This window comes from Limnobacter sp. UBA7229 (genome assembly GCF_002473065.1).
Taxonomy (GTDB): Bacteria; Pseudomonadota; Gammaproteobacteria; order Burkholderiales; family Burkholderiaceae_B; genus Limnobacter; species Limnobacter profundi.
Map to the genome: position 1 here is coordinate 1 of NZ_DKTN01000002.1, position 26,992 is coordinate 26,992.

General features: G+C 52.7%; 27 protein-coding genes and 1 tRNA gene. 12 read left to right on the forward strand and 16 right to left on the reverse strand.

The annotated features are described in order from the left end of the window. Positions 1 to 194 (forward strand): hypothetical protein (locus B4C79_RS00190; RefSeq protein ID WP_291762175.1); only part of this gene is annotated, 194 nt, incomplete at its 5' end. A gap of 59 nt (positions 195 to 253) precedes the next feature. Here the strand turns inward: B4C79_RS00190 and B4C79_RS00195 are convergent. Beyond that, a complete protein-coding gene (locus B4C79_RS00195) occupies positions 254 to 1,030 on the reverse strand; it encodes an enoyl-CoA hydratase (protein WP_171100619.1) in 777 nt (258 codons plus the stop codon). 155 nt (positions 1,031 to 1,185) lie between these two features. On the opposite strand from B4C79_RS00195, the gene B4C79_RS00200 reads away from it, so the two are divergent. The 5 genes from B4C79_RS00200 to B4C79_RS00220 are packed head-to-tail and all read left to right on the forward strand — an operon-like array spanning position 1,186 to position 6,612. Then, entirely contained in the window at positions 1,186 to 1,932 is a 747-nt protein-coding gene (locus B4C79_RS00200; protein WP_291741849.1) for an SDR family NAD(P)-dependent oxidoreductase, read from the forward strand. 29 nt (positions 1,933 to 1,961) lie between these two features. Further along, positions 1,962 to 3,242 (forward strand): FAD-binding domain-containing protein, encoded by a 1,281-nt coding sequence (locus B4C79_RS00205; RefSeq protein ID WP_291751204.1) that lies wholly within the window; start codon positions 1,962 to 1,964, stop codon positions 3,240 to 3,242. A gap of 3 nt (positions 3,243 to 3,245) precedes the next feature. Beyond that, positions 3,246 to 3,728, forward strand: a complete 483-nt coding sequence (locus B4C79_RS00210) for a DUF3429 domain-containing protein (protein WP_171100626.1) — start codon at positions 3,246 to 3,248, stop codon at positions 3,726 to 3,728. A gap of 48 nt (positions 3,729 to 3,776) precedes the next feature. Beyond that, the gene (locus tag B4C79_RS00215; protein ID WP_291739952.1) at positions 3,777 to 4,760 is read left to right on the forward strand and encodes an MDR family oxidoreductase; all 984 of its coding nucleotides are present in this window, start codon (positions 3,777 to 3,779) and stop codon (positions 4,758 to 4,760) included. A 16-nt stretch (positions 4,761 to 4,776) separates the two neighbouring features. Further along, positions 4,777 to 6,612, forward strand: a complete 1,836-nt coding sequence (locus B4C79_RS00220; protein WP_291739954.1) for a M61 family metallopeptidase — start codon at positions 4,777 to 4,779, stop codon at positions 6,610 to 6,612. On the opposite strand, the gene trpC is transcribed toward B4C79_RS00220, so the two are convergent. The 6 genes from trpC to rpe form a co-directional block, all read right to left on the reverse strand. Next, on the reverse strand, positions 6,609 to 7,397 hold the full coding sequence (trpC, locus tag B4C79_RS00225; RefSeq protein WP_291739966.1) for an indole-3-glycerol phosphate synthase TrpC: 789 nt from the start codon (positions 7,395 to 7,397) through the stop codon (positions 6,609 to 6,611). The genes B4C79_RS00220 and trpC overlap by 4 nt on opposite strands. Positions 7,398 to 7,411: 14 nt before the next feature. After that, on the reverse strand, positions 7,412 to 8,449 hold the full coding sequence (gene trpD / locus B4C79_RS00230; RefSeq protein WP_291739955.1) for an anthranilate phosphoribosyltransferase: 1,038 nt from the start codon (positions 8,447 to 8,449) through the stop codon (positions 7,412 to 7,414). Between the two features lie 45 nt (positions 8,450 to 8,494). After that, a complete protein-coding gene (locus B4C79_RS00235; protein ID WP_171100633.1) occupies positions 8,495 to 9,079 on the reverse strand; it encodes an aminodeoxychorismate/anthranilate synthase component II in 585 nt (194 codons plus the stop codon). Positions 9,080 to 9,177: 98 nt separating this feature from the next. Further along, the gene (trpE, locus tag B4C79_RS00240; protein ID WP_171101538.1) at positions 9,178 to 10,680 is read right to left on the reverse strand and encodes an anthranilate synthase component I; all 1,503 of its coding nucleotides are present in this window, start codon (positions 10,678 to 10,680) and stop codon (positions 9,178 to 9,180) included. Then, positions 10,680 to 11,360, reverse strand: a complete 681-nt coding sequence (locus B4C79_RS00245) for a phosphoglycolate phosphatase (protein WP_291739957.1) — start codon at positions 11,358 to 11,360, stop codon at positions 10,680 to 10,682. The genes trpE and B4C79_RS00245 overlap by 1 nt, the downstream gene beginning before the upstream one ends. Positions 11,361 to 11,366: 6 nt before the next feature. After that, a complete protein-coding gene (gene rpe / locus B4C79_RS00250; RefSeq protein WP_291739959.1) occupies positions 11,367 to 12,047 on the reverse strand; it encodes a ribulose-phosphate 3-epimerase in 681 nt (226 codons plus the stop codon). A gap of 151 nt (positions 12,048 to 12,198) precedes the next feature. On the opposite strand from rpe, the gene apaG reads away from it, so the two are divergent. Then, positions 12,199 to 12,582, forward strand: a complete 384-nt coding sequence (gene apaG / locus B4C79_RS00255; protein WP_105027306.1) for a Co2+/Mg2+ efflux protein ApaG — start codon at positions 12,199 to 12,201, stop codon at positions 12,580 to 12,582. Here the strand turns inward: apaG and B4C79_RS00260 are convergent. Beyond that, complete coding sequence (locus B4C79_RS00260) at positions 12,579 to 12,725, reverse strand: hypothetical protein (RefSeq protein WP_168426807.1); 147 nt, start codon at positions 12,723 to 12,725, stop codon at positions 12,579 to 12,581. The two genes, apaG and B4C79_RS00260, sit on opposite strands and share 4 nt — an antisense overlap. Between B4C79_RS00260 and B4C79_RS00265 the strand changes: the two genes are divergently transcribed. Then, positions 12,724 to 13,968 carry a murein transglycosylase A gene (locus B4C79_RS00265; protein ID WP_168426808.1) on the forward strand — a complete coding sequence of 415 codons (1,245 nt, stop codon included), beginning with the start codon at positions 12,724 to 12,726 and terminating at the stop codon, positions 13,966 to 13,968. The genes B4C79_RS00260 and B4C79_RS00265 overlap by 2 nt on opposite strands. A 25-nt stretch (positions 13,969 to 13,993) precedes the next feature. On the opposite strand, the gene B4C79_RS00270 is transcribed toward B4C79_RS00265, so the two are convergent. Beyond that, on the reverse strand, positions 13,994 to 14,803 hold the full coding sequence (locus B4C79_RS00270) for a DsbC family protein (RefSeq protein ID WP_105027308.1): 810 nt from the start codon (positions 14,801 to 14,803) through the stop codon (positions 13,994 to 13,996). 86 nt (positions 14,804 to 14,889) lie between these two features. Further along, positions 14,890 to 16,125, reverse strand: coding sequence for an FAD-dependent monooxygenase (locus tag B4C79_RS00275; RefSeq protein WP_291739964.1), 1,236 nt, complete (start codon positions 16,123 to 16,125; stop codon positions 14,890 to 14,892). Positions 16,126 to 16,251: 126 nt separating this feature from the next. Between B4C79_RS00275 and B4C79_RS00280 the strand changes: the two genes are divergently transcribed. From B4C79_RS00280 to B4C79_RS00295, 4 genes are all read left to right on the forward strand, one after another. Then, a tRNA-Phe gene (locus B4C79_RS00280) sits at positions 16,252 to 16,327 on the forward strand. 165 nt (positions 16,328 to 16,492) lie between these two features. Further along, positions 16,493 to 18,880 carry a GAF domain-containing protein gene (locus tag B4C79_RS00285; RefSeq protein WP_291762179.1) on the forward strand — a complete coding sequence of 796 codons (2,388 nt, stop codon included), beginning with the start codon at positions 16,493 to 16,495 and terminating at the stop codon, positions 18,878 to 18,880. A gap of 41 nt (positions 18,881 to 18,921) precedes the next feature. Next, entirely contained in the window at positions 18,922 to 20,070 is a 1,149-nt protein-coding gene (locus B4C79_RS00290) for a hypothetical protein (RefSeq protein ID WP_105027311.1), read from the forward strand. Further along, complete coding sequence (locus B4C79_RS00295) at positions 20,067 to 20,522, forward strand: hypothetical protein (RefSeq protein ID WP_291741337.1); 456 nt, start codon at positions 20,067 to 20,069, stop codon at positions 20,520 to 20,522. Before B4C79_RS00290 ends, B4C79_RS00295 begins: the two co-directional genes overlap by 4 nt. Positions 20,523 to 20,549: 27 nt before the next feature. On the opposite strand, the gene B4C79_RS00300 is transcribed toward B4C79_RS00295, so the two are convergent. From B4C79_RS00300 to B4C79_RS00325, 6 genes are all read right to left on the reverse strand, one after another. Beyond that, a complete protein-coding gene (locus B4C79_RS00300; RefSeq protein ID WP_105027313.1) occupies positions 20,550 to 20,816 on the reverse strand; it encodes a hypothetical protein in 267 nt (88 codons plus the stop codon). A 40-nt stretch (positions 20,817 to 20,856) separates the two neighbouring features. Next, positions 20,857 to 22,293, reverse strand: coding sequence for a pilus assembly protein TadG-related protein (locus B4C79_RS00305; RefSeq protein ID WP_105027314.1), 1,437 nt, complete (start codon positions 22,291 to 22,293; stop codon positions 20,857 to 20,859). Between the two features lie 160 nt (positions 22,294 to 22,453). Next, the gene (locus B4C79_RS00310; protein WP_291741346.1) at positions 22,454 to 22,864 is read right to left on the reverse strand and encodes a response regulator; all 411 of its coding nucleotides are present in this window, start codon (positions 22,862 to 22,864) and stop codon (positions 22,454 to 22,456) included. A 104-nt stretch (positions 22,865 to 22,968) separates the two neighbouring features. Further along, positions 22,969 to 23,592 carry a ParA family protein gene (locus tag B4C79_RS00315; protein ID WP_105027316.1) on the reverse strand — a complete coding sequence of 208 codons (624 nt, stop codon included), beginning with the start codon at positions 23,590 to 23,592 and terminating at the stop codon, positions 22,969 to 22,971. Between the two features lie 45 nt (positions 23,593 to 23,637). Continuing rightward, on the reverse strand, positions 23,638 to 25,866 hold the full coding sequence (locus tag B4C79_RS00320; RefSeq protein ID WP_291751196.1) for a penicillin acylase family protein: 2,229 nt from the start codon (positions 25,864 to 25,866) through the stop codon (positions 23,638 to 23,640). A 318-nt stretch (positions 25,867 to 26,184) separates the two neighbouring features. Then, positions 26,185 to 26,982, reverse strand: coding sequence for a ParA family protein (locus B4C79_RS00325; protein WP_291741353.1), 798 nt, complete (start codon positions 26,980 to 26,982; stop codon positions 26,185 to 26,187). Positions 26,983 to 26,992 lie beyond the last annotated feature (10 nt).

Below are 26,992 nucleotides of genomic sequence, written 5' to 3' on the forward strand. Positions count from 1 at the left end.
CTTTCCACCTGTCAAACACTTTTGCGAAGAAATTTGTATTTTTCTGCAACACAGCAAAAGTGTGTTCCAACCACCCCACAAGACGACGAAAACAAGCCTCTGAAGCACAAGGATTTTTTTCAGAGTTGCACAAAAAACAGGCTCCAGAAGGAGCCCTGAAAATATTTCATTTTTTTGACTCCCAAGCCCTTTAAAAAGAGCTTTGAACCCATTTAATTCCAATTTAATTCAAATTAATTTGGAAAATTCGGTCTTATTTGTTCTTGAAGTCGGGCTTCCGCTTCTCAACGAAGGCCGCCATGCCCTCTTTTTGATCTTCAGTAGCAAACAAACTGTGGAACATGCGGCGCTCAAAAAGCATTCCTTCGGACAAAGACCCTTCAAATGCCCGATTGATGCTTTCCTTGGCCATCATTACAGAGGGATTTGAATAGGCGGCAATCACCGTGGCCGCCTCAATGGCCTCGTCCAGGCACTTGTCAGCGGGGACGACACGGGAAACCAGGCCTGCACGCTCGGCTTCTGCGGCATCCATGAGGCGACCAGTCAAACAGAGGTCCATGGCTTTGGCTTTGCTGATTGCACGGGGCAAACGCTGAGTGCCGCCAGCGCCTGGAATAATGCCGAGCTTGATTTCAGGTTGACCAAATTTGGCAGTGTCGGCACAAATAATGAAATCGGTCATCATTGCCAACTCGCAACCACCGCCCAAAGCAAAACCCCGGACAGCGGCAATCACCGGTTTACGAATGTTGCGGATGGTTTCCCAGTTGCGAGTGATGTATTCGCTTTTATAGACATCCATGTAAGTAAATGTGGCCATGGCGCCAATGTCGGCCCCAGCTGCAAAGGCCTTGTCGTTGCCAGTGATGACCATGGCACCGATGTTGTCATCGGAATCGAAGTCCATCAAAGCCTGGCCCAACTCCGTCATCAACTGGTCGTTCAGCGCATTCAGCACTTGGGGGCGGTTCAAGCGCACCAAGCCCACCTTGCCGAGGGTTTCTACAAGGATGGTTTCATAGGTCATGTTCAGTCTCCTGCTTATTAATTAATAGGGATGGAGAAAGTCTAACCGTTCAAATTCGAGGAATTGACGACTGAAAAGAGTTTTGAAGGAAGACGTGACTTTATTTTCTGTCTAGGACAAAATAGGGGCACTTTGGACAAAACAGGCAGTAAAGAATGACAAAGTGCATATTTGTAATGGGCGCCAACAGTGCAATCGCCCAGGAATTGATTCAGTTGTGCGTGAATTCGGGCCAGGAGGTGATTGCTGCGGGACGAAACACTGCGGTACTTGAGGCCCTGTACGGCAGCACGTCGGGCGTACATATAGTAGAAGTTCTGGCCTGTGACTCCAGTTCAGTGGACGCGGCTTTTCAGGCTGTGGTTGCAGAAGGCCGGCATGTTGATGGCTACGCACATTGCGTGGGTTCCATTTTGGTGGCTCCACTCGTTAAAACCAGCGACGCTCAACTTGACAGCGTCATGCAGGTCAACCTGCTTTCGGCCATGTACGGCTTGAGGGCGTTTTTGAAACAAGCGAAGGCTCAAGGTGTAGGTGGCTCAGCAGTGCTGGTGTCGACCTGTGCAACGGGGATCGGTGTACCCAATCACGAGGCGATTGCAGCGGCGAAGGCTGGCGTTGAAGGCCTGGCCAAATCAGCAGCTGCCACACATGCGGCTGACAATATTCGGATTAATGTGGTTGCACCGGGTTTGACCGACTCACCCATTGCTTCGGCGTTCCTGAAAAGTGACATGATGCGGGCAGCAAGTGCCAAGCAATACCCACTCCAGGGCGTCAACACCCCAGCTGAAGTTGCACAAGCGATGCATTGGCTGCTGAGCGAGGGCTCTAGCAGGATGACCGGCGCCGTATTGAATATCGATGGGGGATTCCGAAATATCCGCCCTCTTGTGAAGTAAACCCCATCCGATTGACAGAAGGGCTAGCCATGCAGTACCAGACACCCAACAAATTTGAACCGAGCCGCCATGCCGCATTGGATGCATTGGCAAAGGTAGACCCGACACTTTACAGTCGCACCCGAAATTTTCTGGACGGAGCAGTGACCGGCCTGTCGCCATGGATTACCCATGGTTACTTGAGCGTTCGGGAGGCCACCCAAGTGCTGATGGAGAAATATCGCCTGAGTTTTGAGGACAAGCTGATTTTTGAATTCGCTTGGCGAGAGTTCTTCAAACATGCGCATGCTGAATTAGGCAATGGGATTCTGAGTGATGTACGCAGACCCGTTTGGTCAGGCAGGTATAACCAACAATTGCCGGACGATATCCGGGAAGGCCGAACCGGGGTTGAAGCAATTGATGCCGGAGTGGCCTTGCTTTACGAGACTGGCTATTTGCACAACCATGTGCGGATGTGGATTGCCTCGTACGTAGTACACATGCGCAAGGTGCACTGGAAAGTGGGCGCTGACTGGATGTATACCCATTTGCTGGATGGGGACCTGGCTTCCAACCATTTGAGCTGGCAGTGGGTGGCTGGCACGTTCAGCCACAAGCCTTACGTGTTCAACGCGGACAATGTAAAGAAATACGCGCAAAAATGGGATTGTAGTGACACTGCGATCGACACCGACTATGAAGACCTTGAATCGATCGCTCGGAGCAAGCGCGATGTGGGGCGCGAGAGAAATGCGCCACCCGTTGGAGTCGCTGAGCCGACTAGCCACCGCTTCGATCTTGAGCTATTGAGCGACACGCTAAAGCGCAAGACGGTGGATCTTCGCCAGCAGGCTGGTGTTGACTCGTGCAGCGCACTGATGAGCAACTTCAAGAAGATCAATTTGGTTCACCCTTGGGATCTGAAAGCTTGTTTTGATTTGACGCAAAACGGGGAGTTGCGCGTGGGACTGATTGACTGTGCGTTTCACAAAGCGCACCCGTGGAATAAACAGCGATGGGATTTTGTGTTGAACGCCATGGAAACGGGCTGCGACCAGATCTGGGTTGTAAACACGGATGACATTGGACACTGCACAAGCATGTTGGCCAGCTTTATTAAAACCGGTGCCGAGTTTGAATTAAGAGAAACATTGAATTCAGGCTACTTGATGATGGGGCGATGCTTTCCGGTGCGATGGGCGCTAGAGGACAAGCTCCTACCAAACCCGACCCGCTTTCAACAGAGTTTTTCGCGCTTTTACAGAGAAGCCACCTTGATGGCAGGTAGCCTAGAAGAGGCGATACATGGCGGCATTTTGGTGGATTGACAAATGGCACAGGCATTGAAAACGCACTGGATGAATGTTCTTGGTTACGCAGGCTTGATTCCTTTTTTGGGTTTGGCCGTACTGACCGGGATTTACACCGGCACGGAGACTGCCGACCAACTGGCCAACTACAACCTGATTTATGCCTTGTGCATTGTTTCGTTTCTGGGTGCTGTGCATTGGGGATTGGCCATTTCGCTGAGTAGCCAGGACCAAGCCACTTACCTAGCAGGGTTGGACCAAGCGGAATTTGAAACTCGAAGTTTTATCTGGGGTGTGACGCCCTCGCTGTTGGCCTGGTTGGCAGGCGCATTTTCACCACCCCAGTTCACCCTGTGGATTCTTGTACTGATTCTGGTTTTGGTGTGGCTAGTTGACCAGCGCTTTTTAAAACCCATGAAAGCGTTTGATGCTTACCTGCGCTTGAGAAACCACCTGACTTTGGGTGCAATTCTTGGATTGCTGGTGACCGCCTGCTTTGCCTAATGGTGTAGTCTTGAATCAAGACTGATCAGAAGCAAGGATGGAAAAAGTATGTTCAAGGCTGTATTTCTTCAGAAAAACGAACAAGGCGAATTCAAGGCCAGTGTTCAAGAGCTGGACGAGAGTCAGCTACCTGGATCTGGCGATGTGCTGGTTCAAATTTCCCACTCTACGCTCAATTACAAAGACGGCCTGGCTATTTGCAACAAGTCGCCCGTGGTGCGCCAGTGGCCCATGGTGGCGGGTATTGACGGCGCGGGTACTGTTCTGGAAAGCGCCCACTCAGGGTTCAAGCCTGGAGATGAAGTGATTCTGAATGGGTTCGGTGTGGGTGAAACGCATTGGGGCTGCTTGGCAGAAAAAGCCAAATTGAAAGGTGACTGGCTGATCAAACGCCCCGAGGGCCTGAGTGCGGCGCAGGCGATGGCAATTGGCACTGCGGGCTACACGGCTATGTTGTGTGTGCTGGGCCTGGAGAAAAGCGGTGTGAAACCGGAGAATGGAGAAGTTTTGGTGACGGGTGCGACCGGTGGTGTCGGCAGCATTGCTATTGTGCTGTTGAACAAGCTTGGATACACCGTTGTTGCCACCAGTGGAAAACCTGAGCAAGCCGAGTTTCTGAAGGGCTTGGGTGCCAGCGAGGTATTGGACCGCAAGTTGCTGAGTGAACCCGGGAAATCCTTGCAACGGGAGCGCTGGGCTGGTGTAGTGGACTGTGTTGGTTCGCACACTTTGGCCAATGCTTGTGCACAAACAAAATACGGCGGCACAGTGACCGCTTGTGGGTTGGCTCAAGGCATGGATTTGCCCTCTTCGGTGGCGCCGTTCATTTTGAGAGGTGTTGCCTTGAAAGGTATTGATTCAGTGATGGCGCCGCTTGCGGTACGTGAAGAGGCATGGCGCAGACTGGCTTCAGACCTCGATTTGAACAAGCTGAATGATTTGACCCGCACCCTTTCATTGGAGGGCGCGATTGAGGCTGCCGCGGAAATTATGGCGGGAACAAACACTGGCCGAGTGTTGATCAAAATTTAATCTACAGACAATTGACATGTTGCATTACCAAATCACGGTGGCAGACCCGAAAGGCCACTATTTCGATGTTCAGCTGCAATTCGAAATTGCACCGCAACAACTGCAAGGCCCTGAGGACAAGCGCTGGATTGATTTGAGCTTGCCCACCTGGATTCCGGGTAGCTACCTGATTCGGGAATTTTCCCGAAACGTGCTGTATGTGCGAGCGAGTGTGGGATCGGTTGAAACTGCTTGCAGCCGGAAAAAAAAGGACATTTGGCGTGTTCACGTGGATGCCGCGCAACTTGTGCCGGCTTCGCAATCACTGTTAATTCAGTGCGAATGGCGAGTGTACGCCTGGGATTTGTCAGTGCGCGGTGCACACCTGGATGATACTCATGGTTTTTTCAACGGGACCAGCTTGTTTTTGTGCCCAAAGGGATTTGAACAAGAAGCAGTTGAATTAACCATTTCAAGACCTGGGGAGTATTTGCGGGATTGGCTAATTGCCTGTGGTTTGCCCAGCCAGCCAGGCACATTGAAAGACCGTCATGGTTGCCCGGTGTTGCGGGCGGGAGGCTCAGTCAGGTTTAAGGCGAACGACTTTGACAGCTTGATTGATCACCCAGTGGAAATGGGTGAATTGCAGGTTGAAAGTTTCTTGGCCTTCGGCGTTGAACATGTATTCGCCGTGTATGGCGCCGATACAGACCTGGACTTGCAGCGCATTTGCAATGACATGAAACCGGTGTGCGAAGCGCAAATTGCCCTGTTCGAGCCAGAAACCAGGCAAGCGCCATTTGAACGCTATGTGTTTATGCTGCATGCGACCGACAACGGCTATGGTGGACTGGAACACAGAAACAGCACCGCCCTGCTTTTTAACGCGGGAGAGTTGCCACAACGCGGCGTTGAAAAAGCGCCCAAAGGGTACGAAGGCTTTTTGGGGCTTTGCAGTCATGAGTACTTTCATTCCTGGAACGTGAAGCGGATGAAGCCAACCGCATTTGTTCCCTACGACTTGACCCGGGAAAACTACACTCGACTACTTTGGATTTTTGAAGGCTTCACTTCCTATTACGACGATGTGATGCTGGCACGCGCCGGCAAATTGAGTGAAGAGGCTTACCTGAAAAGCGTGGGTAGAAACATTGCGCAGGTGATGAAGGGACCTGGCCGCTTGAACCAAAGCGTGGCCGACAGTTCTTTCGATGCCTGGACCAAATACTACCGGCAGGACGAAAACGCACCCAACGCCATTGTGAGTTATTACACCAAAGGCGCGCTGGTGGCTTTGTGTATTGATTCCGCACTTCGACGGCAAACCGGCGGACAAAAATGCCTGGACGATGTGATGCGATTGATGTGGCAAAGAAAGGGATTGAGCGGAGAGGGATTACAGGAAAACGAATTTCCAGGTTTGGTGCTTGAAGCCACCGGAGTTGACCTTGGACAGGAAATTTCGCAATGGACACAGAGCACGGAAGAGCTGCCAGTGGGCGATGCGTTAAAGGCTTATGGTTTTACACTCAACCAAACCCAAAATGATGAGCAGATTTACCTCGGCTTACACGGCCAATTCAAAGCCGAAGGCATGTTGGTAAAACAGGTGATCAACGGCAGCCCAGCGCATGCAAGCGGAATTTCAGCAGGCGATTTACTGGTGGCTTTGGGCGAAAAAAAACTGACCGAAACGCACTACAAACGGCTGTTGGCAGCAAGCAAGCCAGGCGCTGAACTGCGGGCAGTTGCATTTCGAGCGGAGCGATTGCTGGAATTTAAGTTGGTGGCAGGCAAACCGGCGTCCAATGAATGGACGATCCAGAAACTGGAACAGATTGAGGGCGATACTGTTCCTGCTCCATGGCTTTAATAAAAAAGATCGGCCAATGCCTGACCTGGCGAGGGTGCTCTCATGAACGCCTCGCCTACCAAGAACGCATGGACGTCGTTTGATCTCATCAATGCCACATCTTCACGGGTGGCTATGCCACTCTCGGTAATCAACAAATGTTCAGGGCCCACCCTGCCCTTTAGGTCGAGCGTGGTTTGCAATGAGGTTTCGAAGGTTCGCAAATTGCGGTTGTTCACGCCGATTAAAGGTGTTTTCAACTGCAAAGCGATGTCCATTTCTGGTGCGTCGTGCACTTCCACCAGCACATCCATACCCAGTTCATTGGCGCACTGCTCGAGTTCCAGCAGTTGAGGCAGCTGCAAGGCCGAAACAATCAACAAGATGGCGTCAGCACCCAAACCACGGGCTTGCACAACCTGATAGGTGTCGATGATGAAATCTTTTCGGATGCAAGGCAGGCCGCTGGCTTCGCGGGCCATGTCAAGGTACTGGGGCGCGCCTTTGAAGTATTGAATATCGGTGAGAACTGACAGGCAGGTTGCACCATGCTCGGCGTAACTTTTCGCAATTTCAACGGGGTCGAAGGGTTCGCGCAAAATACCTTTGCTGGGGCTGGCACGTTTTACCTCTGCAATCACAGCGGGCAAACCTTTGGCCACTGCCGTTTTCATGGCGTTGGCGAAACCCCGCGTCGGCGCCAGCCGCGCGGCTTTGGTCAACCATTGCACTTCAGACAATACCTGTTTGCCCTGCGCAATCTCTTGGCGTTTTGTGGCGAGAATTTGGTCAAGAATGTCGCTCATGATGCTGCCTTGTTTCATTGCTCAATCGACTTGGTAAAGTCGACGAATTCATTGAGTTTGCGTATCGCTGCTCCACTGGATACTGTTGCGCGGGCGATATCGATGCCCTCCTTCAGGCTGCTAGCGACTCCTGCTGTATACAGGCCTGCTGCGCTATTGAGCAACACGATGTCACCGATGGCACCACCCTTGCCGTTCAATGCATGGAAAATTTTGTCGCGAGACTCTTGAACAGAACCGGCATGCAAGCTGCCATGTGAGGCACGAGTGAGGCCGAAATCTTCGGGTTTGATGCTGTAGTGCCTGATTTCACCATCACGCAGCTCCGCAATATTTGAGTCGCATTCGATACACAATTCATCCATGCCATTTTCACCATGAACAATCAGCGCTTGAACCGAACCCAATCGCCGAAGCACTTCAACCTGCAATTCCAGTAAATTGGCGCTGTACACACCCATGACCTGTCTCTTGGCATTGGCGGGATTGGTAAGCGGACCCAGAATATTGAACACAGTGCGCACACCCAATTCTTTGCGGACTGGACCTGCAAAACGCATGGCGCTGTGATGATTTGGGGCAAACATGAACCCGATGCCGACCTGATCGATCGACTGTGCAACCTGTTCTGGTTTCAGATTGATGTTGGCACCCAGCAATTCAAGCACATCGGCGCTGCCGGAATTCGAGGACACGCTGCGACCACCATGCTTGCCCACTTTTGCACCAGCACCAGCCAGCACAAACATACAGGCTGTTGAAATGTTGAATGTTTGTGCACCATCGCCACCGGTGCCGCACAAGTCAACAACCTCGACACCAGCGGGCAATTCAACCGGTGTTACCAGATCTCGCATCACCTGCGCAGCCGCGGCCACTTCCTCTGCTGTTTCGCCTTTGACCCGCAAACCCACCAGCAAGCCAGCGATTTGCGCTGTGCTTAGACCGCCACTCAACAATTGCTGAAATGCAGCACGTGTGAGTTCGTGCGACAAATCTTGCCCGGCAAGCAGCTGGTTCAATGTTGCGGAGTAATTAAAGGGTTGCGACATGACGTTTGAAATTAAAAAAGTTGGATTCATTAAGCGCTTGGGAAATCAGGCGGCCGTAGGCGATTTGACGCGCTTTAAAAAATTCTTCAGAAGGTCATGACCGCGATCACTCAAAATAGACTCGGGGTGAAACTGAACCCCTTCAATATCCAGTGTTTTGTGTCGCACACCCATAATTTCACCGTCCGCCGTTTCTGCCGTGATTTCGAGACAGTCGGGCAGGCTTGCCCGCTCAATGGCAAGTGAATGATAACGAATGCATGTGAGTGGATTGGGCAAACCCTCGAAAACACCCACGTTGCTGTGATGAATCGGTGATGTTTTTCCGTGCATGATGGTTTTTGCACGCACAACCTTGCCACCAAAAGCCTCGCCAATGGCCTGATGCCCAAGACACACGCCCAAAAGCGGCACCACACCGGCCATGCGCTGAATAATTTCAATCGACACGCCAGCCTGCGCCGGCGAACAAGGGCCTGGGGATACGCACACGGCACGGGGTTTCAAAGCCAGCGCTTCATCGACGGTGATCGCGTCGTTCCGAACAACATGAACCTGTTGACCCAACTCGCCAAAGTACTGGACTAGGTTGAAGGTAAAACTGTCGTAGTTGTCGATCATCAACAGCATGGCGGGCCTGCATTTCAAATAAAGGGGGGATGAACAAGTGCGTGTTTGATTAAAATGTTAACACAAGCACTACCAAGCCCCCTTGCGGGTAGAAACAATCACGACAGCTCTCCATCCAGCCCAGCTTGTACAAGCTCAGCGGCACGCATGACCGCACGTGCCTTGTTTTCAGTTTCAAGCCATTCACTTTCGGCAACCGAGTCGGCGACCACGCCAGCTCCAGCCTGAACATAGAGAGTTTGATCCTTGACCACCCCAGTACGAATGGCAATTGCCACATCCATGGTGCCTGTGAAGCTGAGATAACCGCAAGCACCACCATAAACGCCTCGTTTGGTGGGCTCGAGTTCGTCGATAATTTCCATGGCGCGAACCTTGGGTGCACCGGAAAGCGTGCCAGCTGGGAACGTAGCGCGCAGTACGTTCATAGCGCCCATGCCCGGCTTCAAATCACCCTGAACATTGCTGACGATGTGCATGACATGTGAATAGCGCTCAATGATCATTTTCTCGGTGACCTGCACTGAACCCACTTGAGCAATGCGACCCACATCGTTGCGGGCCAGATCGATCAACATGACGTGCTCTGCAATTTCCTTGGGATCGGCCAACAGTTCTTCTGCCAGCGCAGCGTCTTCTTGTGGTGTTTTTCCGCGAGGGCGAGTACCGGCAATCGGGCGCAGTGTGACCAAAGGAGACTTGCCTTCGACCTGATCTTGCCGCACCAAAATTTCCGGTGATGAACCCACCACCTGAAAGCTGCCAAAGTTGTAGTAGAACAAATACGGCGATGGATTCAAGGAGCGCAAGGCGCGGTACAACATGAGCGCGTCTTGCGTGAAGCGCTTGCTGAGCCTTTGGCCCAGAACCACCTGCATCACATCGCCAGCGGCAATGTATTCCTTGGCTTTGGCAACCATGTCAAAGAAATAGTCTTTGCCCATGCTGCGTTCGATGGGCGTGCTTTCGCTGTTGCCAGACGCAGGAATGGCGATGGGCTGACGAAGTTGACCCATCAGCCGCTTGACCTCAGCGACGCCATTTTCATAGGCGTTGGGCTTGGCCGGATCGACAAACACGATGAGCTGAATGGTGCCCTGAATGTTGTCCACCACCGCCATGCGATCGGTGAACATGAGCAAAATATCGGGAATTCCGAGGTCATCCGCCTTGCGACTGGCTTCCAGGCGTGGCTCCATGTAGCGCACCGTGTCATAACCGAAATACCCGGCGAGCCCGCCAAAAAAACGAGGGCTTCCCTTGACCGGCGGCACTTTGAAACGGGCATGGTATTGCTCGATGAATTGCAGCGGATCGCCGTTGAATGTTTCCAGCGTTTCCAGTGTGCCGTTTGCATGTTGCTGTTGCACCAACACCGTATGCTCGATCACCTTGATTGTGATGCTGGAAGGCAAACCCACGAAGGAATACCGGCCCGAGCGTTCGCCACCGACCACCGATTCAAGCAAGAAGGTGTTGGGCTTGTTGGCCAGTTTGAAGTACACCGACAAAGGTGTATCGAGGTCGGCATAACAGCGCGCAATCAGTGGGATGCGGTTGTAACCTTGCGCGGCAAATTCATCGAATTCAGTTTGAGAAATCATTGTGGTACCCGTGCGCCCAGCAGGCGTTGTGCAGCTTCCTCGATTGTGTTCACGATGCCATCGCACTGTGTTTCATGAACAGATCGCCCTTCGTTGTAACCGTAGGGCAACAGCCAGCACTCAACGCCTGCAGCATTGGCAGCCAGCGCATCGTTCACGGAATCGCCGATCATCAAGGCTTGCGAAGGATCAACGCCGAGCAGCTTGCAGGCATGGGTTACAGGCATGGGGTCCGGTTTTTTTACCGGGCAGGTGTCGCCACCCACCACAACCTCGAAGTAATGGGCAATGCCGGTGCGCTCCAACAGGGGTTTTGTGAAACGCTCAGGCTTGTTGGTCACCACCGCCAGCTTGTAACCCCCATTTTTCAACAACTCCAGCCCTTCTTTCACGCCGGGATAAAACACCGAGTGATTGCCGTTGATATGGGTGTAGTGGTTTTGCCAGTTGGCCATGGCCTGTGCATACAGGTCAGGTGATGCTTTTTCAGTCATGCTGCCAGTCAGGCTTCGGTTAACCAGGTTTTCCGCGCCCTTGCCCACATACACGGCCACTGTTTCCTCAGGCAAAACAGGTTTGCCCAAGTCAACCAACATGGCGTTCACTGCGGCGGCCAGATCGGGCACGGTGTGTAAAAGTGTTCCATCCAGGTCGAACAATACTGCTTGCTTGGTCATGATTGTTTATCTCGTAGTGGCGAGCTCGGCGCGCATTTGATCGATCACGGCCTTGTAGTCGGGCTTGCCGAAAATGGCTGAGCCAGCAACAAAGGTGTCGGCACCTGCACGCGCGACTTGCGCTATGTTGTCGGGCTTTACGCCACCATCGACCTCAAGACGAATATTCTGGCCACCCTTGGCCACATGGGCATCAATACGCTTGCGCAATTCGGCCAGCTTGACCAAAGCTTGAGGGATGAAACTTTGACCGCCAAAACCGGGATTCACTGACATCACCAAAACAAGGTCAAGCTTGTCCATGACGTGATCCACCCAGGAAATTGGGGTGGCCGGGTTCAGCACAATACCGGCCTGACAGCCAGAATCACGGATCAGGCCCAAAGTGCGGTCGAGGTGATCTGTGCCTTCGGGGTGAACACTGATGAGGTTTGCGCCAGCCTTTGCAAAGTCGGGAATAATTCGATCCACAGGACGAACCATGAGGTGGACATCAATCATTGCGGTGGTGTGGGGGCGCAGGGCTTCGCAAACCAAAGGGCCAATCGTGAGGTTGGGTACATAATGATTGTCCATCACGTCGAAGTGAACCCAGTCCGCGCCAGCTGCAATCACATTTTTCACCTCGTCGCCCAAGCGGGCAAAGTCGGCAGAAAGGATACTGGGGGCGATAACAAACGGGTTCATGGTTGGCCTTCGATGGAGAATTCGACAATCAAAGCAAGAGTTTAAACGAAACTACCCCCACGAAAAGGCTTTGCAAGCGGCTTCGGATTTGTGAAATCGGGGGTTTGAAGTCATACTTGAAATCTATAGCAACATTCACAAGCCACACCGCATGAGCAGCCCGTCACCGTATCAGTTTGAAGTTCGAGTCAGCACCCAGTTTCTGGAAGAGCAAAGTGACAAAGACAAAGGCCCTTATGTGTTCGCCTACACCATTGAAATTGAAAATGTGGGCGAGAGAACTGCGCAATTGTTAAGCCGCCACTGGATTATCACCGATGCGCACAATATTGTTCAGGAGGTGAAAGGCGATGGGGTGGTGGGCGAGCAACCCACTCTGCGACCAGGCGAGCGATTTGAGTACACCAGTGGCTGCCCCTTGCCCACCCCGGTGGGTACAATGAAAGGCAAATACACCTTTGTGGGCGAAGGCGGCGAGCAGTTTGATGTGCCAGTGCCCGAGTTTTTGCTGTCAATGCCCCGGGTGCTGCACTAATCCTTGTCGGGGGGCGTGCTTGGTGCTGATGATTCTTCGTCGGGTTTTTCGACTGGATGATCTACCCTGGCCCTCAACGTCCACCACATAATGAACACGATCAGGCCCAAAGCCAAAACCATTTCCGCAATGAGTAACCACATGTCCAATCCACTCCGTTGTTGGTGGCCCAGCACCGTGCTGGCCGCCTTGATTCTATCTGGATGCGCTACTGCTCCGACCCCGAAAACGGCTGAATGTTCATGCCCGGCAGGAGAAAAACAGGCCCAGACCGAGAAAAAAGATGAAAAACCGGCCCTGCCTCTGTTTGTGAAGTCTGACTTTTCAAGCTTGCCAGGATGGAGCACCGCCAACCACGGGCGTTTTCTGGAGGCATTTTCAGAGCAGTGCTCAGTCAATGGCAATGCCTTGGCCAAACGCAAAGCCACCCCCACCGGTTTGCTGGAAGCTTGCCGCAAAGCCCGACAAAACCTGAGCGGGAATGCGCTGCTGCCAGCACAAATCTGGATGGAGGCGAACTTTGATGTGTGGCAGCTTCAGCAGGAAGACGGCAAGAAAGAAGGTTTGCTGACCGGTTACTTTGAACCCCTGTTAAAAGGTGCACGCCAGGCACAGGGTGCATACAATGCGCCACTTTACGGCGTGCCCGCGGATTTGATCACCGTGAAGCTAGACGAACAGTACCCGGAACTGAAAGGAAAGCGTCTGCGTGGCCGTCTGCAGGGCAATACGCTGGTTCCTTTCTTTGACAGGGCGGAATGGGAGCGCTTGGGACCAGACCGTGAAAAACCGATTGTTTGGGTAAACGACAAACTGGACGCATTTTTGTTGCAGGTGCAGGGTTCAGGCCGGGTGACCTTGCCAGACGGCAGCGTGATTCGCTTGAGTTACGCCGAGCAGAACGGCCACCCATATAAATCCATTGGGAAAGTGCTGGTGGATCGCGGAGAGTTGACCGCTGCGCAGGCTACCATTCCGGGCATCAGAAACTGGGCAAAAGCCAACCCCGGCAAGCTGGATGATTTGCTGAATGCCAATCCGAGCGTGGTGTTTTTCAAGGAAAACAAAGTACTGCGCCCACAAGAAGGCCCCGTGGGCGCCATGGGTGTTCCCTTGACTGGCCAACTCAGCCTGGCGATTGACCGTGAAAAAATACCTTATGGCAGCCCGATCTGGATTGAATCCAGCAACCCGGTGACCAACGCGCCCATCGCGCAGGGCACCTTGGCACAAGACACGGGCGGCGCCATTCGGGGCCGGGTACGTGCTGACTATTTCTGGGGAACAGGTGAAGAGGCTGGTACAGCCGCTGGCCTGACCCGCCAACCCTTGAAAATGTGGCTGATTTGGCCCAAGGGCACGCCCCTGCCTGAAAGCGGAAGCTGAAAACCCCAAGGCCTTGCATCAGTTTTTATTTGGCCCTTGACGCTGCTGCAATACGGCGATTCAGGTCAGCGGAAGGAATGGCACCGCTGACGCGTGTGCCATCCTGGAAAAATACGGTTGGCGTACCTGATACGCCCATTCCCCGACCCAAACTGACCAGATCTTCAATTGGTGGATTGCAATTGCCGTTTCCAGTGGGAGATTGGTCTTTCAGCATCCAGTCATCCCACATCTTGGACTTGTCACTGGCACACATTACTTTTTGCGCCTTATCGACGGAATCGCGGCCCAGGACTGGATACACGTAGGTGTACACCGTGGTGTCTTGCAGTTTGGTCAAAGTTTCCTTGCGAAAACGTTTGCAATAACCGCAGTTGGGATCTTCAAACACGGCAATTTTCCGGCTGCCGGTCCCGTAAACGGTTTTCAAGGCCAAACCCAATGGAAGATCTTTCTCGAAGTTGATGGCATTGAGCTTGTCCAGCCTGGCTTCGGTCAAATTGGCCATGGATTTGCTTTCCATAAGCTCGCCCAAAATGAGATGGCTGCCACTGGCATTGGTGTAAATGATTTTTTTGGTGCCATTGTGATTGACCACCACCTCAAACAAACCATCGATAAACTCGATGTCGCTGACCGATACCACCTTGACACCGGATGCCCCCAAAGACTCATTCACAGCTGCCGTAATGCGTTCAACCTGCGACTTGCTTGCCGCCGCCTGCACAGGCTGAACTGATTGGGACAAGGCCCACGCGCCCGCTGACAAGGCAATTACAGAGAAAACAACAGCACTGCTGCGCTTGCGAAGGGACAAAGGTAGATTGAATTTCATAGGCCTGCTTGGGTAAAAATGATGAATTGTAGTTAGGACACGCTTGAAGGCAATTTGTTCATTGCGCCAGGACTTTTCAGTTGCAGCTAGCGCATGGCTTGTTGGGACAACCAACGTTTGAGCATGGGCAATTGGTTGACAAGGTGCATGCCTTTGTTGCGCACCCAGGCAGCACCTGGCAGGTCGAGACGAAACAAGGTGTGCAGGCCATCGGTAAGAAAATGCACAGGCGTGCAAGCCGCTTTGCGACGACGCTCCCAGGCGCGCCACAATTGCTCGTCAGCAAGGCCCAGGCGCTGCACGGCCAGAAGGCGCTTGCGTGAGGTGAGCAAATTGGCCAACTCGGCTGCGTCCTCAAGCCCGAGGTTCAGACCTTGACCCGCCAGGGGGTGAATGACGTGAGCGGCATCGCCCATCAATACAACGCCGTTGTCGAACCAAACCGGCGCAACACCATGCTTGAGCGGAAATGCGTAAGTTTTACCCACCAGCACCAGATCACCGTAAAGTTCTTGAACCGCGGCGCCCGAGAGGGACTTCACACGATTGACCATGTCTGCCGGGCTGAGTTGTAGCAACGCCTGGGATTGCGACAAGGGCATGGACCACACCATGGACACATGTGGCCCCGGCAGCGGCAACATGGCCAAGACGGAATCGCCAGCAAACCATTGGCGTGCAGCCCCGTGATGCGGCTTCTCAATGGCGAAGGTGGTAACCACGCCTTCAGCACTGTAGTCATCAAGCGCGAAATCGAGACCAGCCTGCTTGCGGGTTTGGCTTTGCGCACCGTCTGCGGCGATCAGCAGGGGAACACGCACTGTTTTCAGGTTGGTCACCACGGCCCATCCCTCTTTTTCGCGGGAAAGGCCCTCTACCCTTGCATCAAGCCAATCAATGCCGGGCTGGTAGCGCATGGCTGAGAACAACACATCGAAGAGGCAACTTTGCTCAATAATCCAGGTGAGGTAGTCAACCCCAGTGTCACTCGCGTTAAAACGCAAATGGCCCTGCGCATCGCCGCTGGAATCGCCCCACACCTGCATCTCGGTGACGGGCTGCACTTTCTCGCTGGGAATGTTGTCCCATACCCTTAGCCGGTCAAGCACGCGTTGGCTTCGATGTGACAAGGCAAAAACCCGGGGATCGAATCGCTGATCGGGATTGGGCTGAAACTGGGGCGGACGTGCTCCAACCACCAGCACTTTGAAACCAGAACTGGCCAATACCAGAGAAGCAACCAGCCCCACCACACCGCAACCAATAATAGCCACATCGTAGCTGGACGTTTGTAGAGGCTGCACGCTTGTAAGATTGCTCATGGGTCGGGAGGACTGGCTTTATTAATTATTGAACATGCTACAGCGATTTTGCATTTGTTGTTTGCGCAACGTCAAAGTTTCGGATAAACTTGCGGGCTTCGGTAGTGAACACCACCGAAAACGCGTGGCCGAGTAGCTCAGTCGGTAGAGCAGAGGATTGAAAATCCTTGTGTCGGCAGTTCGATTCTGTCCTCGGCCACCACCCACCCCTTGTACTGCCTGGTACACCACAAAAGGGGAGCCTCCTAATGTATTTTCCAAGTGCATTTCAACGCTTTCATTAGCTGCTACACTTGTTCCACAAGAAATAAATCAAAACTGGCGCCACGCCCTGCTTCACAACGCCACACTGCGCACGAATGGATCGATGACCAAGCCCAATGAGGTGGCCGAGGCTTTAAGACTGGCCGAGCTATATCAACTTGCGATTCTTGACACTCAACCCGAGGAGGGTTTTGAGGCGGTGGTTGATTTGGGCGTATCTGCCTTCAATTGCTCAAGTTGCATTGTTTCATTTGTCGACTCGGACCGCCAATGGTTCAAGGCTCGCCGTGGCTTTAACAGCCTGCATGCAGACGAGACCCCGCGCGATATTTCAATTTGCACCCACACAATCAAGAAGGACGAACCCATGGTCATCCCGGACTGCACCCAGGATGAACGCGTGAAAGACAGTCCGCTGGTGACCGGGTCGCCCTGGATTAGGGCCTATTTGGGCGTACCCATCAAAACCCCCACGGGTGCCAGAGTAGGTTCATTCTGCCTGATCGACACAAGCCCCAGAACCTGGAGCAGTGCTGAAATCAAAATGGCGAAATCGATGGCTGCCTTGGTGGAAGTATCGCTGGCCAACCGACAACAACAGGCACAGGGCGCTTATTCACGAGAGCCAATTTTCCAGGATGGACATAGAAGCGACTTTGCAGGCCATGAACAATCCTATGCAAGCTGGAGACGACACGGCGACGAGAGTTTTATTGCATTGTCACCCAACCTGGAGGATTGGCTTTGCTTAAGCCACAGCCCGAGGGTGAGTTGGGCCTGGTTCAACGGCTTGATTGTGAGAGAGCACCTCCACGATGTTGAACTGGCCAGGGAACTTGGCAACGGCCAGGTGTTTCAATATCAAATCCAGTTGCCCAATGGCCGGCTGTTGACCCTGAAAGAACGAACCTACAAAACCCCCGAAGAGGAAGGTGAAGCACTGACGGTGGGCTTGCTACAAAATATTGCTGTGGCTGCACAGCTGCCGCGCACCGCCGTACAAGGCCGCCCCAACCCCCTGGACACCTTGAAAACAAACACCTTGAGTTTTCTTGCGGAATCAACTCGAGGGAAACTGGTGTTGGATTTGAACTTCAAATTAGTGCAACTTGGACAAGTTGACGACAGTGAGCTTCACCGGGTGAAAGACAACCCGTCGGTTCTCGATTTTATATATGAGGAAGACAGGGAAAATTTAGTTCGGGAAATGGAAACGGTATTGGGAACGCGCCTGAAGAAAAAAGCATTCGCCAGAATCAGGCTACCTGACAGCAAACCCGTGTGGGCGCGCTTTGTGATTGACCGCCCCGCCCCCGGAATTGAAACCAGCCGCAAGGCACTGGTGCTTCAGTACACCAAGATGGTGAATGAATCGACGATGGTCGACCGCAATCTGTTTGACCAAACCTTGTTGGGGATGACCGAAAAACTAGGAGGCTTGGGCACCTGGTTTTACCATGTCGACAGCGGTTTGCTGAAGGTGAGCGATCAGTTCAAAGCCATCTGCAAAGCCACCGAGCTGCCTTTGGGCAGTATCTTTGAGCTGACAGAACTGTTGACCCGATTGACCGGGAAGAACATGGCATCGACCTTGATCGAATGCATCAACAACCGCCAGGCCGCCCACATTGAATGCGAGGTGAACTTCGAAAGACTCACTGGGCAACGCTGGTTTCGCTTCAGCTTTCAACCCATTAGCAACGGCCTGGGCAGCAGCAGTGGCTTGTACGGCTCGGTTGAAGACATCACCCACACCAAGCACCTGGCGCAGGAGTTGTCCCGAAAAAGCACAGCACTCAACCAGGTACTGAATACCCTGACCGACGGCACGCTTGAACTGGATGAGGCCTTGCAGGTTGAGGCCATGGATGCGAAAGCTCGGCCTTTGATTTTGGGCAAAGAAACCTTCATTCACCAGGCAGCCATTGCCGATGTGTTGCCAGGATTGGACTTATTGGAGTTTCGAAAACGCCAATCCGAACTTCGACGGCAGGGCACGACAGGAGATTTTGAATTTTTCAACACTCGAACCAATCGTTGGTTGCGATTGAAATTTTTGCCTCGGGAAGACGGGCTGACTATTTTGCTGCGAGACATTACCCAACGCAAAGCGATGTACCGGGATTTGTTCATGGTGGGCTCTGCAATTGAGCAGATTAATGAAGTGATTATGGTGACCAATGACCTTGGCAGCAATGCCACTTCTTTTCAGTGCATTTACCTGAACTCGGCATTTGAAAACGTAACCGGACAAGCTGTGGCAAAGTGGTTGGGCCGTAACCCGTACCCCTTGATTGCGGACCGCCTGCCGCTGCGCGACTTCAGAAAACTGCTGGTCTCCCTGTTAAAGCGAGAGAAGCTGACCATCAAAACCCGTTATGAAACCGACAATGGTGCGCATGTACCCTGCGAGATATTGGTGTCGCCTTTTGTCGACAAAGAAACCGGAACGCCTTGGTCTTTGATTGTTTTCAGGCCATCGAGCACCTGATAATGGGCGCAATCAAAAAATAATATGTACTGAGCCTGCTTTTGAACCTTGCCCTCACATTGCCCAAATTGCTAAAGGCCGTGGTACTCGCCACGGGCCTTGCGCTCGCCCATGGGCAGGCCATGGCGGTGGATTATTCGCTTAGCGGATTCGGCACTGTTCAATACACACTGGGCGACAACGAGCAGAAATACCTGCGATTCATCAACGAAGACGGCACCTTCAAAGTCAACTCGATTTTGGGGGCGCAGCTGGATGTCAAGTTCAATCCCCAACTCAGTGCGACCGTTCAATATGTTGTTGCACCGAAGCTGGACAACGACGAAGACGTTGAAATTGACACCCGCTGGGCTTTCGTCACCTACAAGCCCAATGACAACTGGAGCTTTAAGGTTGGCCGCCAGCGACTGAATTTTTATCTGGATTCCGAGAATCTGGACGTTGGCCAAACCTATGTACCCGCGAATTTAAGCCCCGAAATCTACTACAACGCGGGTGTTCTTGGCACAGATGGATTTTCAGCGAGCTACCAGTTTGAAGACACTGGTGGCCGTTATTGGCGACTGCAGGCAATCGCTGGCAACAGGGATATTATTCAACGCTTATCCAACACCACCGCAGATTTTCCAACCAATCGATATGAAGTGGCCGGTTTTGTCATCGGTGTAGATGGTGACCGATACCGATTGCAACTTGCACATCATGAATCACAGCTGGATCGGGAAATACGCCAGTTCAACGGGCGACGGGTGGTTGGAGGCTCGCTCAATGCGAGACTACATTTCACCAACTTGGGTGCAGAGTACGACTGGCAACGCTACACGCTTCGTGCGGAATTAAGCCAACTCGAATTTTCATCCACCAACAAAGGCGTAATTCCTGACTTTGGACCACAAGTTATTATCGTGGACACTCCCGAGTTTGAAGAGCATGGTGGCAACCTTACACTGATTCGTAAAATTGGTGGGCAGCATGCGATTTACACCAGCTTGGGCCGGTTCATTTCCGAATTTGATGACCAGTACTCGATCGCGATTGGTGGAAAGTATGCGCTGAGTGCATCTGACTCGCTCAAAGCAGAAATTCAACATGTGGTGGAAAAAAATACTCGACCGCAGTTGTCTGACAACCGCATTCCCAACACTACGTTCAATTTCCTGAGCGTGTCTTACAACTGGGTGTGGCAATGATTGCGCGCACGACCAGTTTTGTGAAGGCCGCTGCATCAATTGCCCTGTATTTGATGTTGGGGGTGGTTGGTGCCGCCTCGGCTGAGGTGTATGTGGTGTCGTCGGCAAGCCACCCGGTGAATGAAATCGCGATTCGTGAACTGCGCAGCATTTACAAAGGCCGTTTAAGCCAGGTGAATGGGCACCGCCTGACGCCGGTGAATACAGCCCCGGGCACCACGGATCGTGATGAGTTTTTACAACGTATCATGAATTTGAACGAACTGGACTACACGGGCTACTGGCATGTACGCCGATACACGGGCCAAGGTACCCCCCCAGTTGAGGTGGACAGCAAGGAAGAGCTATTTGCCACACTGAAAGAGCAGCCTGATGGAATTGGTTATGTGTGGGTACCACCTGGCAGCAAGCCGAGGCTGCCAGATGGCTTCAAAGTGATTCGCCTGAAATAAGGCAAAAATCAGATTGGTACGATCTTTTTATTCTTTGGTGTAGCCTTTGCTCAAGGGCAGCCACCACGTGAAACCAAACACCAGTGTTTTCAATACCACTTTGCCCACAGGAAGATTGAGTGCGCGCAAACGGTTGATGGCCAACGGAATTTCAAGCACATGCGCCAGCAAGATGATGGCTGCAAAAATTGTGAGAAAGGGAACATGAAAACCCAGCAACCCGACCAATGGAACGATCAGCCAAAAAACCACCAAGCCCGCTTGAAGCCCGTACCAAACCCGTTGTTCGCCCATGAGTGTGCCCCACTTTTGTTGATGTAGGGGAAAGTGTAACTCAACGGGTCAGCACTGCCGTGTTGAAGCAATCCATGTTATCGACTTGAACATAAACTTCATTGGCTTCCAGCCCCAGTACTTCAAGAATTTCATCAAGACTGCTGCCCAACGAGTTCAAACCAGCCCGCAAAACCGGGTTAGTGGCGAGTACGTTGAGAATTCCGTTCAGGGCATTCACACCGGTATTCAAATTGGTCAGCAAATTGCCAACGCCCTGGGAAGCCTCAAAGCTGTAGGAAGTGGTCACGGTTGGATCTGGATAGCCCACCATGGCGATATCATTTGCGCTGCCACTGCCCACATTCGCATTCACTGTACGTTGCCCCAACAGAGGCAAAGAGGGCAAGCGCAGCGCAGCAGCGATTGGGGTCGAATCCAGATCAACTGCAACCGAAGAATCGGACTGAGGCAGCTTGCAGTCAATGTCTTTGATATCGACGGAGCCACCACCGGCAGTCACGGTTAAATCAAGCACACCAATTCGGCTCGAAACCGCAACTTGTTCTGTACGTGCCGTAGCGATTACTCTCCCATCCGTGTTCCGCTTGGTAGCGACAAACAACTGGGGGGGACTCAGCACTGAAACATTCAGGGTGTTACCCAAATTAAGGCGAATGCCATTCCCACCCACCCCACTTGCCGCGGCGAAGCTGGAGGCGAAGGCCAAATTACCCAAGCGAACCGAGGCGCCGGCAAACTCGGAGTCTCCACTGGTATCCGCGGACAATATTTCACTGAGCAAAAAGTCGACTGTGTCTGCCGGACCATTGCCAGGAATTGCAATGACTGGAGCCTCCGGACCTGCAACACTCAATGCAGCATCCAGCAGGCGGGCAGCGGTAACCTCGGTGTTCAATAAACGCGCCATGTCCAGTTGATCACCAGTTCCAAACACGCCCAACTCAACGCCCAATTGCAGCAAGTCCACCTGGGCGTTTGACGCCAACAGGCCCTGAAACCCCAACAAATTCAAGCGCAATTCGGTACCGATGGCGCTCATCAAGGGTGACAAACTTGATCCATTCAAATTCAAAGCCAATAAATTGGTACCCACCAAACCCGAGATCACCGGGGTGACAGTGGCTTCAGCCACGGCCACAACCGGTTCTGTGCCCAGAAACGCAGCGGGCACATTACGCACCAGACGCACCAACACGGAACGGTCGCAAGCGTTGGCTGGCAGCAAGGTATCTGTGCCCCTGACATTGCAATTGATCGAGATATTGTCAGTGCTGTCGTCAAGGCCATTGCGCCTTGCATAATCAACAGCCGCGGTGAAGCCTTGAGGGGCGTTGCCAATGTCGCTGGCAGCCGCCTTGGCGGCCAGATCAGCAATACGTTGCACTTCCTCCTTCTCCCACACCACTTGCCCCAAACCCAACACGGCCAAGGCACCCACGGTCATCAGCATGATGAATACTGTGAGAATGGTCATGGCTCCGCGCTGGCGGGACGACACTAAAACGGACCTGGAATGTTGTGTGGACATGTCAATGCTGCAATGGCGAACAAGCTTGATTTTGCATGAAAAACCATCAATTTGATATCCGAAGCTGGCGGGAAATCTGCATTCAGATCGTGTTTTCAGTACCGGCTTATTTGCTGTCTTTGAGGAACTTACCAAGTATTCGTTTGCTGGGTTTGAGGCGACCAACCAATGCTTTGGCCACACTGGCGATGATTTCCATGGGAGCAGCCAGCGGAGAGGTTTGCGCATGCGCGCCCAGTTCAATCAAAGTGGCGGCGTCAATAACACCTGTTTTGCCTTGCAGCAAAACAACACCCAATTCGGGATTGTTGGCCTTGATTTGGTGAAGCAGCGGGGATTGACTGGCTTGCTCCGCATCAATCAACATGACTTTTACTTCATATTGCTGGATTGAACTCTCAGCCAGCTGCAATCCTGAACTGGACAGAACACGCTCAAACTGGTTTGATGCGGCCAGTTGAGCCTCTAGCGCCAAACGTGAGTCTTTGTTTGAATCGACGATAAGCACCGTTGTCATTGCCCCCTCCCTTTGGTATTTGGAAGTTGTTTAGCAATTAAGGTGCCAGAAACACAGAGGAAAAAAGGCCCTTTTTGGTGCAGGCCCTGGTTTCGACCTCGAGATCAGGCCCTGCCGAGCATGGCCTTGATTTCCCGCCACAAACTGTCAATTTCCGCAGCCGATTTGGAATTCGGCGCGAATTCATTGACCGATTTACCCAAGCCGACACTGATCACAAAGTCGTTTCGCTCATGCACAATAGTGCGACAAATCTTGGCTGTGGCCTTGAGCTGTTCAAACACGATTTCCGGGGTGCTGCTGAACACCGAAGCACCGTTGATGACCCAGGTTACTTTACTACCAGCGTCTGATGCCCACTCTAGTGTGCTGCTTGCGCTGTGAATGTCCAGCGGGCTAGCCTTGGTGGGAATTAACACCAGGTCAGCATGCTCCATGGCGTCCTTGACCCATTTTTTATCTGTGGGGGGCATGTCAATAAACACATAGTCATAGCCCTCGTCCTCAAGTTCGGAAAGCGCAATCACGATGTCATTGAAACCCACCTTTCGTACATCTGGATAATCGGCTTCACGCAATGAATCCCAAAAGCGGCTGGACCCCTGAGGATCCAGATCAAGCAAAGCCACTTTCTTTTTGCCCTGCTGGCTGGCCAAGGCAGAAAGATTCAAGGAAAGCGTTGTTTTCCCAGCCCCGCCTTTGCGGCTGCTAATGATGATGGTTTTCATGGGTGGACATCCTGTGCAATAGGAAATTAAAGCAATATCGAGAATTTATTCTAACCTGCCGATGCAGTGGGGAAAAAGTTGTTCGATGCGGCTTGGCCGCAACGGCATTTGAATGCTCTGCCGGGTCTGCCACAGGGGAATTTGATCAGTCAATAATTGGCTTCCCACCCAGCCGTCTTGCCCACCCAGCAGCACAAAATAATTTTCATCGGGATCGGAAAGGTCGGAGAGGTGCCGACTTTGAGAACCGTAGCTGGTCTCATCAAAACCCCGAATCAAGTTGTGTGCGTTTTTCATTAAGGTTTCCCGGGAACCCGCAGCAGGAAACGATTTCGAAGAAAACAACTTACCCAGCAAAGGCACATGCCCAAGCACATGACGCAAGCGGATTTTGTGCAAATTACCCCAAAGTTGCCAATGCTGAGCCTTGCGGTTTGCCTCGTCTACACACAGCGACACAATTTTAACCCGCTCCGCGTCGGTGAGATTTTCAAGGTCTTCCATCAAACAGGCTGACAGATAAGACCATTGATCCATGAGGCTGGGTGTTCGGCCCGCGTAGCGCAAAACTGACAGTTGCTTTACCAACGCAGCCAATAAAAATTCGAATTGAAGCGCGGCAAAACTGTCGGCGGTGTAGGCACCGCCCCACAAATCAATTGAATTGCACAACACAGCCTGTTCACTGTTGCGCAAGTAGGGGCGGCAAAACTCAGCCAGTTGACTGGACAATTGATCGGCTAGCGGTGAGGTCACATCCAGTTGCAGAGCCAATAGGGTTTGTGGAGTGAATCTTTTTTGAGAATTGAACAAAGCCCGTGCCCGCATGACGCGATCGTCGCCATTGAACAGAAACCCCAAGCCGGTTACCTCTGAAGGCCGGTTGTTGGCAGACACAATAAAACCAGCAGCCGGGTTGATCACACTGGGGAAATCGCGGGCACACACCTGCACCGACCAGTGTTCACTGGCCATGGACTCGGCCAATACCCAATCGTCTTCCGGGAAACCGGGCCGCTTGGGCAAGGTGGCTGCCAACACATGACCAATATTTCCAGCCGTATCAGCCCCCAGCACATTGAGCGGAGTGACGCCCACGCCATGCATGGCTTGCTGCAACTGTTCTACCTTCTGCGCCTGCATGCCCTGCAAAAAACTGGTGATTTCATCGGTAGGCCAGTGCCCTGCCCAACGCAACGCCAGGTTGTCTTTGCCGCACAAACGCCCCAAAGCCGCGCAATCTGTAAGCACAGGGCCATGGGGGGAGAACCTGAGTTTTCGAGTTCGAGACCATGAAAAGCGGACCCGAATTTTTACCACCTGCTCGGCCGTATTGTGCAAGGTGCTGTCGTCCAGGCGCACCAGATCTGACGATGCGGCACGCAAATTGGTGCCGCCCCAAGCCAGGTTTGGGTTTCTCCCAAGGCCCAGTATGGGCACGCCCGGAAACATCAAACCCACACACTGGTAAGTGGGCGTGCGCAGCCCCACCATCATCCACACATTGGGCAAGTGCTGACCCAGGTGGGGGTCGTTCACCATGAGCGGCTTGCCGCTTTGTGTGCGTGTGCCATGTACCACGATTGAATTGCTGCCAGAACGAGAGAGACTATTCAGAAACTCGCCAATTTGCTGGGCTGTGCTGGGCTTGCCGGAATTCGGACTGTCGAAACTGGTGGACACACCTGCCCCCACTCGGCGAAGCCGGTTCCACCATTCGATGAAGTCACCCGACAGGCGATGCTCAATCAGCGAGAAATAAATAGGCCAGTTCACATCGGCGCCCGCCAGCCGCCCAAACAGCAAAATATCCAAAGGGGTGTACGGTTCAGGTTGAATGCCCAAAAACTTTTCATCGACCCCACGCTTGCGCTGGGCTTGAACACAGTTCAACCCAGCCACAAAGCCTTCGACCCATTCCTGGCTGCTTTTGGGCATATTGGACCAAATCTCAGGTGCGGCACGGCCAAAATTGAGCAAGCGAATCAGGTGGTCCATGTCGACAAAGCCACGCCCACCCATTTCAGCCAGGCGGCCTTGAGCAAGGCGCTTCAGGAACTGCAACTGCGGGCCACGTTGAAACTCTGTGATTGTGCCCAGTGCGAAAGCACCATCGCGGTCCGAACCAGAAAAAACGTAGGGCACAAAAAATTCGTTGAATCGAATGAATGTGCCCGCAGGAAACGGCAAGCTTAAAGCCTTGAATTGTTGCAGCCGGTCTTCAAGTGTGTAGGTGGGATAGCGAACTGACAACCAGCCCATGGAGCTGGACAAGCGGGCCAGCCCCCGTGCGAGTTTGCGAAGCAGGGGGTTTTGGGAAGGACCTAGGGATTTGAGCAAAACAGGTCAGGCTGAAGGATTGTAGATACTCCTGAGGCGACCCTTAAGAGAGGCCGTAGGAAACCAGTTTCCCCAGGCGTTTCTGGAGTTTCTTCTGAAGGCGCTGTTGGCGAGCCGCTTTGAATTGCCCACCCAGCTTGTTAACCCAAACCATGGCTTGGCGCATTGAACACACTCACATTGAATTGACGTCAAAGTGTGATTGTGCAGCTCTCAGGTTGCAGGGATATGACAGAAAGGGCTTGAAGAAGATTACGCCACTTTCTTTTTGCGCTTTGCAGCGGCCGCCTCGATCTCAGTGTGCATGGCCACAAATTCGTGGCTAAGCTTGTGCACGGGCATGAAATGAATCATCGGCTTGGCCGCTTCATGGCTTTCACGAATTTTCACGGAAGAGGACAAGCAGGTGTTCAACACCGGGTGCCCCTCCTCCAACAATTCAGCCACCAATTTTTGCGGCAGGCTTGCGCGGGGCTGAAACTGGTTGACCACAATGCCCTCCACCTCAAGCGCGGGGTTGTGGTCGGCGCGTATTTCATTAAGCGCATCCATGAGGTTGTACAAGGCGCGACGAGAGAATTCATCACAATCGAAAGGAATGAGCACTGAATCAGCCGCAATAAGCGCAGAGCGCGAGAAGAAGTTCAAAGCGGGGGGCGTGTCGATATAAACACGGTCATATTGACCTTTTAGTTCATCGAGCGCTTCGCGCAGCTTGAAAATTTTGTAGCGAGATTCAAGCTTCACCTGTAGCTCTTCAAGTGCGGGGTGGCTACCGAGCAAATCAAGATTCTCATAGGGTGTTTCAACCACAAATTCAGCGCTTTTTTTGGGGCGAATTTTGAAGTTCAAGGCTTGATCGAAAAAATCAGCCAAGGAATATTCAAGAGGCGCCGAACCGCGACCCATGATGTATTGGGTGCTGTTGCCTTGCGGATCAAGATCGATCAACAGGGTTTTCAAGCCACTGTTGGCTGAGATCGCCGCCAGGTTGCTGGTAATGGTGGATTTGCCAACCCCACCTTTTTGGTTGAAGACCACCCGACGCATGCGCAATTCC

Coding starts and splice junctions, on each gene's coding strand:
- B4C79_RS00195 (WP_171100619.1), bottom strand. CDS start 1,030: ATGACCTATGAAACCATCCTTGTAGAAACCCTCGGCAAGGTGGGCTTG.
- B4C79_RS00200 (WP_291741849.1), top strand. CDS start 1,186: ATGACAAAGTGCATATTTGTAATGGGCGCCAACAGTGCAATCGCCCAG.
- B4C79_RS00205 (WP_291751204.1), top strand. CDS start 1,962: ATGCAGTACCAGACACCCAACAAATTTGAACCGAGCCGCCATGCCGCA.
- B4C79_RS00210 (WP_171100626.1), top strand. CDS start 3,246: ATGGCACAGGCATTGAAAACGCACTGGATGAATGTTCTTGGTTACGCA.
- B4C79_RS00215 (WP_291739952.1), top strand. CDS start 3,777: ATGTTCAAGGCTGTATTTCTTCAGAAAAACGAACAAGGCGAATTCAAG.
- B4C79_RS00220 (WP_291739954.1), top strand. CDS start 4,777: ATGTTGCATTACCAAATCACGGTGGCAGACCCGAAAGGCCACTATTTC.
- trpC (WP_291739966.1), bottom strand. CDS start 7,397: ATGAGCGACATTCTTGACCAAATTCTCGCCACAAAACGCCAAGAGATT.
- trpD (WP_291739955.1), bottom strand. CDS start 8,449: ATGTCGCAACCCTTTAATTACTCCGCAACATTGAACCAGCTGCTTGCC.
- B4C79_RS00235 (WP_171100633.1), bottom strand. CDS start 9,079: ATGCTGTTGATGATCGACAACTACGACAGTTTTACCTTCAACCTAGTC.
- B4C79_RS00245 (WP_291739957.1), bottom strand. CDS start 11,360: ATGACCAAGCAAGCAGTATTGTTCGACCTGGATGGAACACTTTTACAC.
- rpe (WP_291739959.1), bottom strand. CDS start 12,047: ATGAACCCGTTTGTTATCGCCCCCAGTATCCTTTCTGCCGACTTTGCC.
- apaG (WP_105027306.1), top strand. CDS start 12,199: ATGAGCAGCCCGTCACCGTATCAGTTTGAAGTTCGAGTCAGCACCCAG.
- B4C79_RS00265 (WP_168426808.1), top strand. CDS start 12,724: ATGTCCAATCCACTCCGTTGTTGGTGGCCCAGCACCGTGCTGGCCGCC.
- B4C79_RS00260 (WP_168426807.1), bottom strand. CDS start 12,725: ATGTGGTTACTCATTGCGGAAATGGTTTTGGCTTTGGGCCTGATCGTG.
- B4C79_RS00270 (WP_105027308.1), bottom strand. CDS start 14,803: ATGAAATTCAATCTACCTTTGTCCCTTCGCAAGCGCAGCAGTGCTGTT.
- B4C79_RS00275 (WP_291739964.1), bottom strand. CDS start 16,125: ATGAGCAATCTTACAAGCGTGCAGCCTCTACAAACGTCCAGCTACGAT.
- B4C79_RS00285 (WP_291762179.1), top strand. CDS start 16,493: ATGACCAAGCCCAATGAGGTGGCCGAGGCTTTAAGACTGGCCGAGCTA.
- B4C79_RS00295 (WP_291741337.1), top strand. CDS start 20,067: ATGATTGCGCGCACGACCAGTTTTGTGAAGGCCGCTGCATCAATTGCC.
- B4C79_RS00300 (WP_105027313.1), bottom strand. CDS start 20,816: ATGGGCGAACAACGGGTTTGGTACGGGCTTCAAGCGGGCTTGGTGGTT.
- B4C79_RS00305 (WP_105027314.1), bottom strand. CDS start 22,293: ATGACCATTCTCACAGTATTCATCATGCTGATGACCGTGGGTGCCTTG.
- B4C79_RS00310 (WP_291741346.1), bottom strand. CDS start 22,864: ATGACAACGGTGCTTATCGTCGATTCAAACAAAGACTCACGTTTGGCG.
- B4C79_RS00315 (WP_105027316.1), bottom strand. CDS start 23,592: ATGAAAACCATCATCATTAGCAGCCGCAAAGGCGGGGCTGGGAAAACA.
- B4C79_RS00325 (WP_291741353.1), bottom strand. CDS start 26,982: ATGCGTCGGGTGGTCTTCAACCAAAAAGGTGGGGTTGGCAAATCCACC.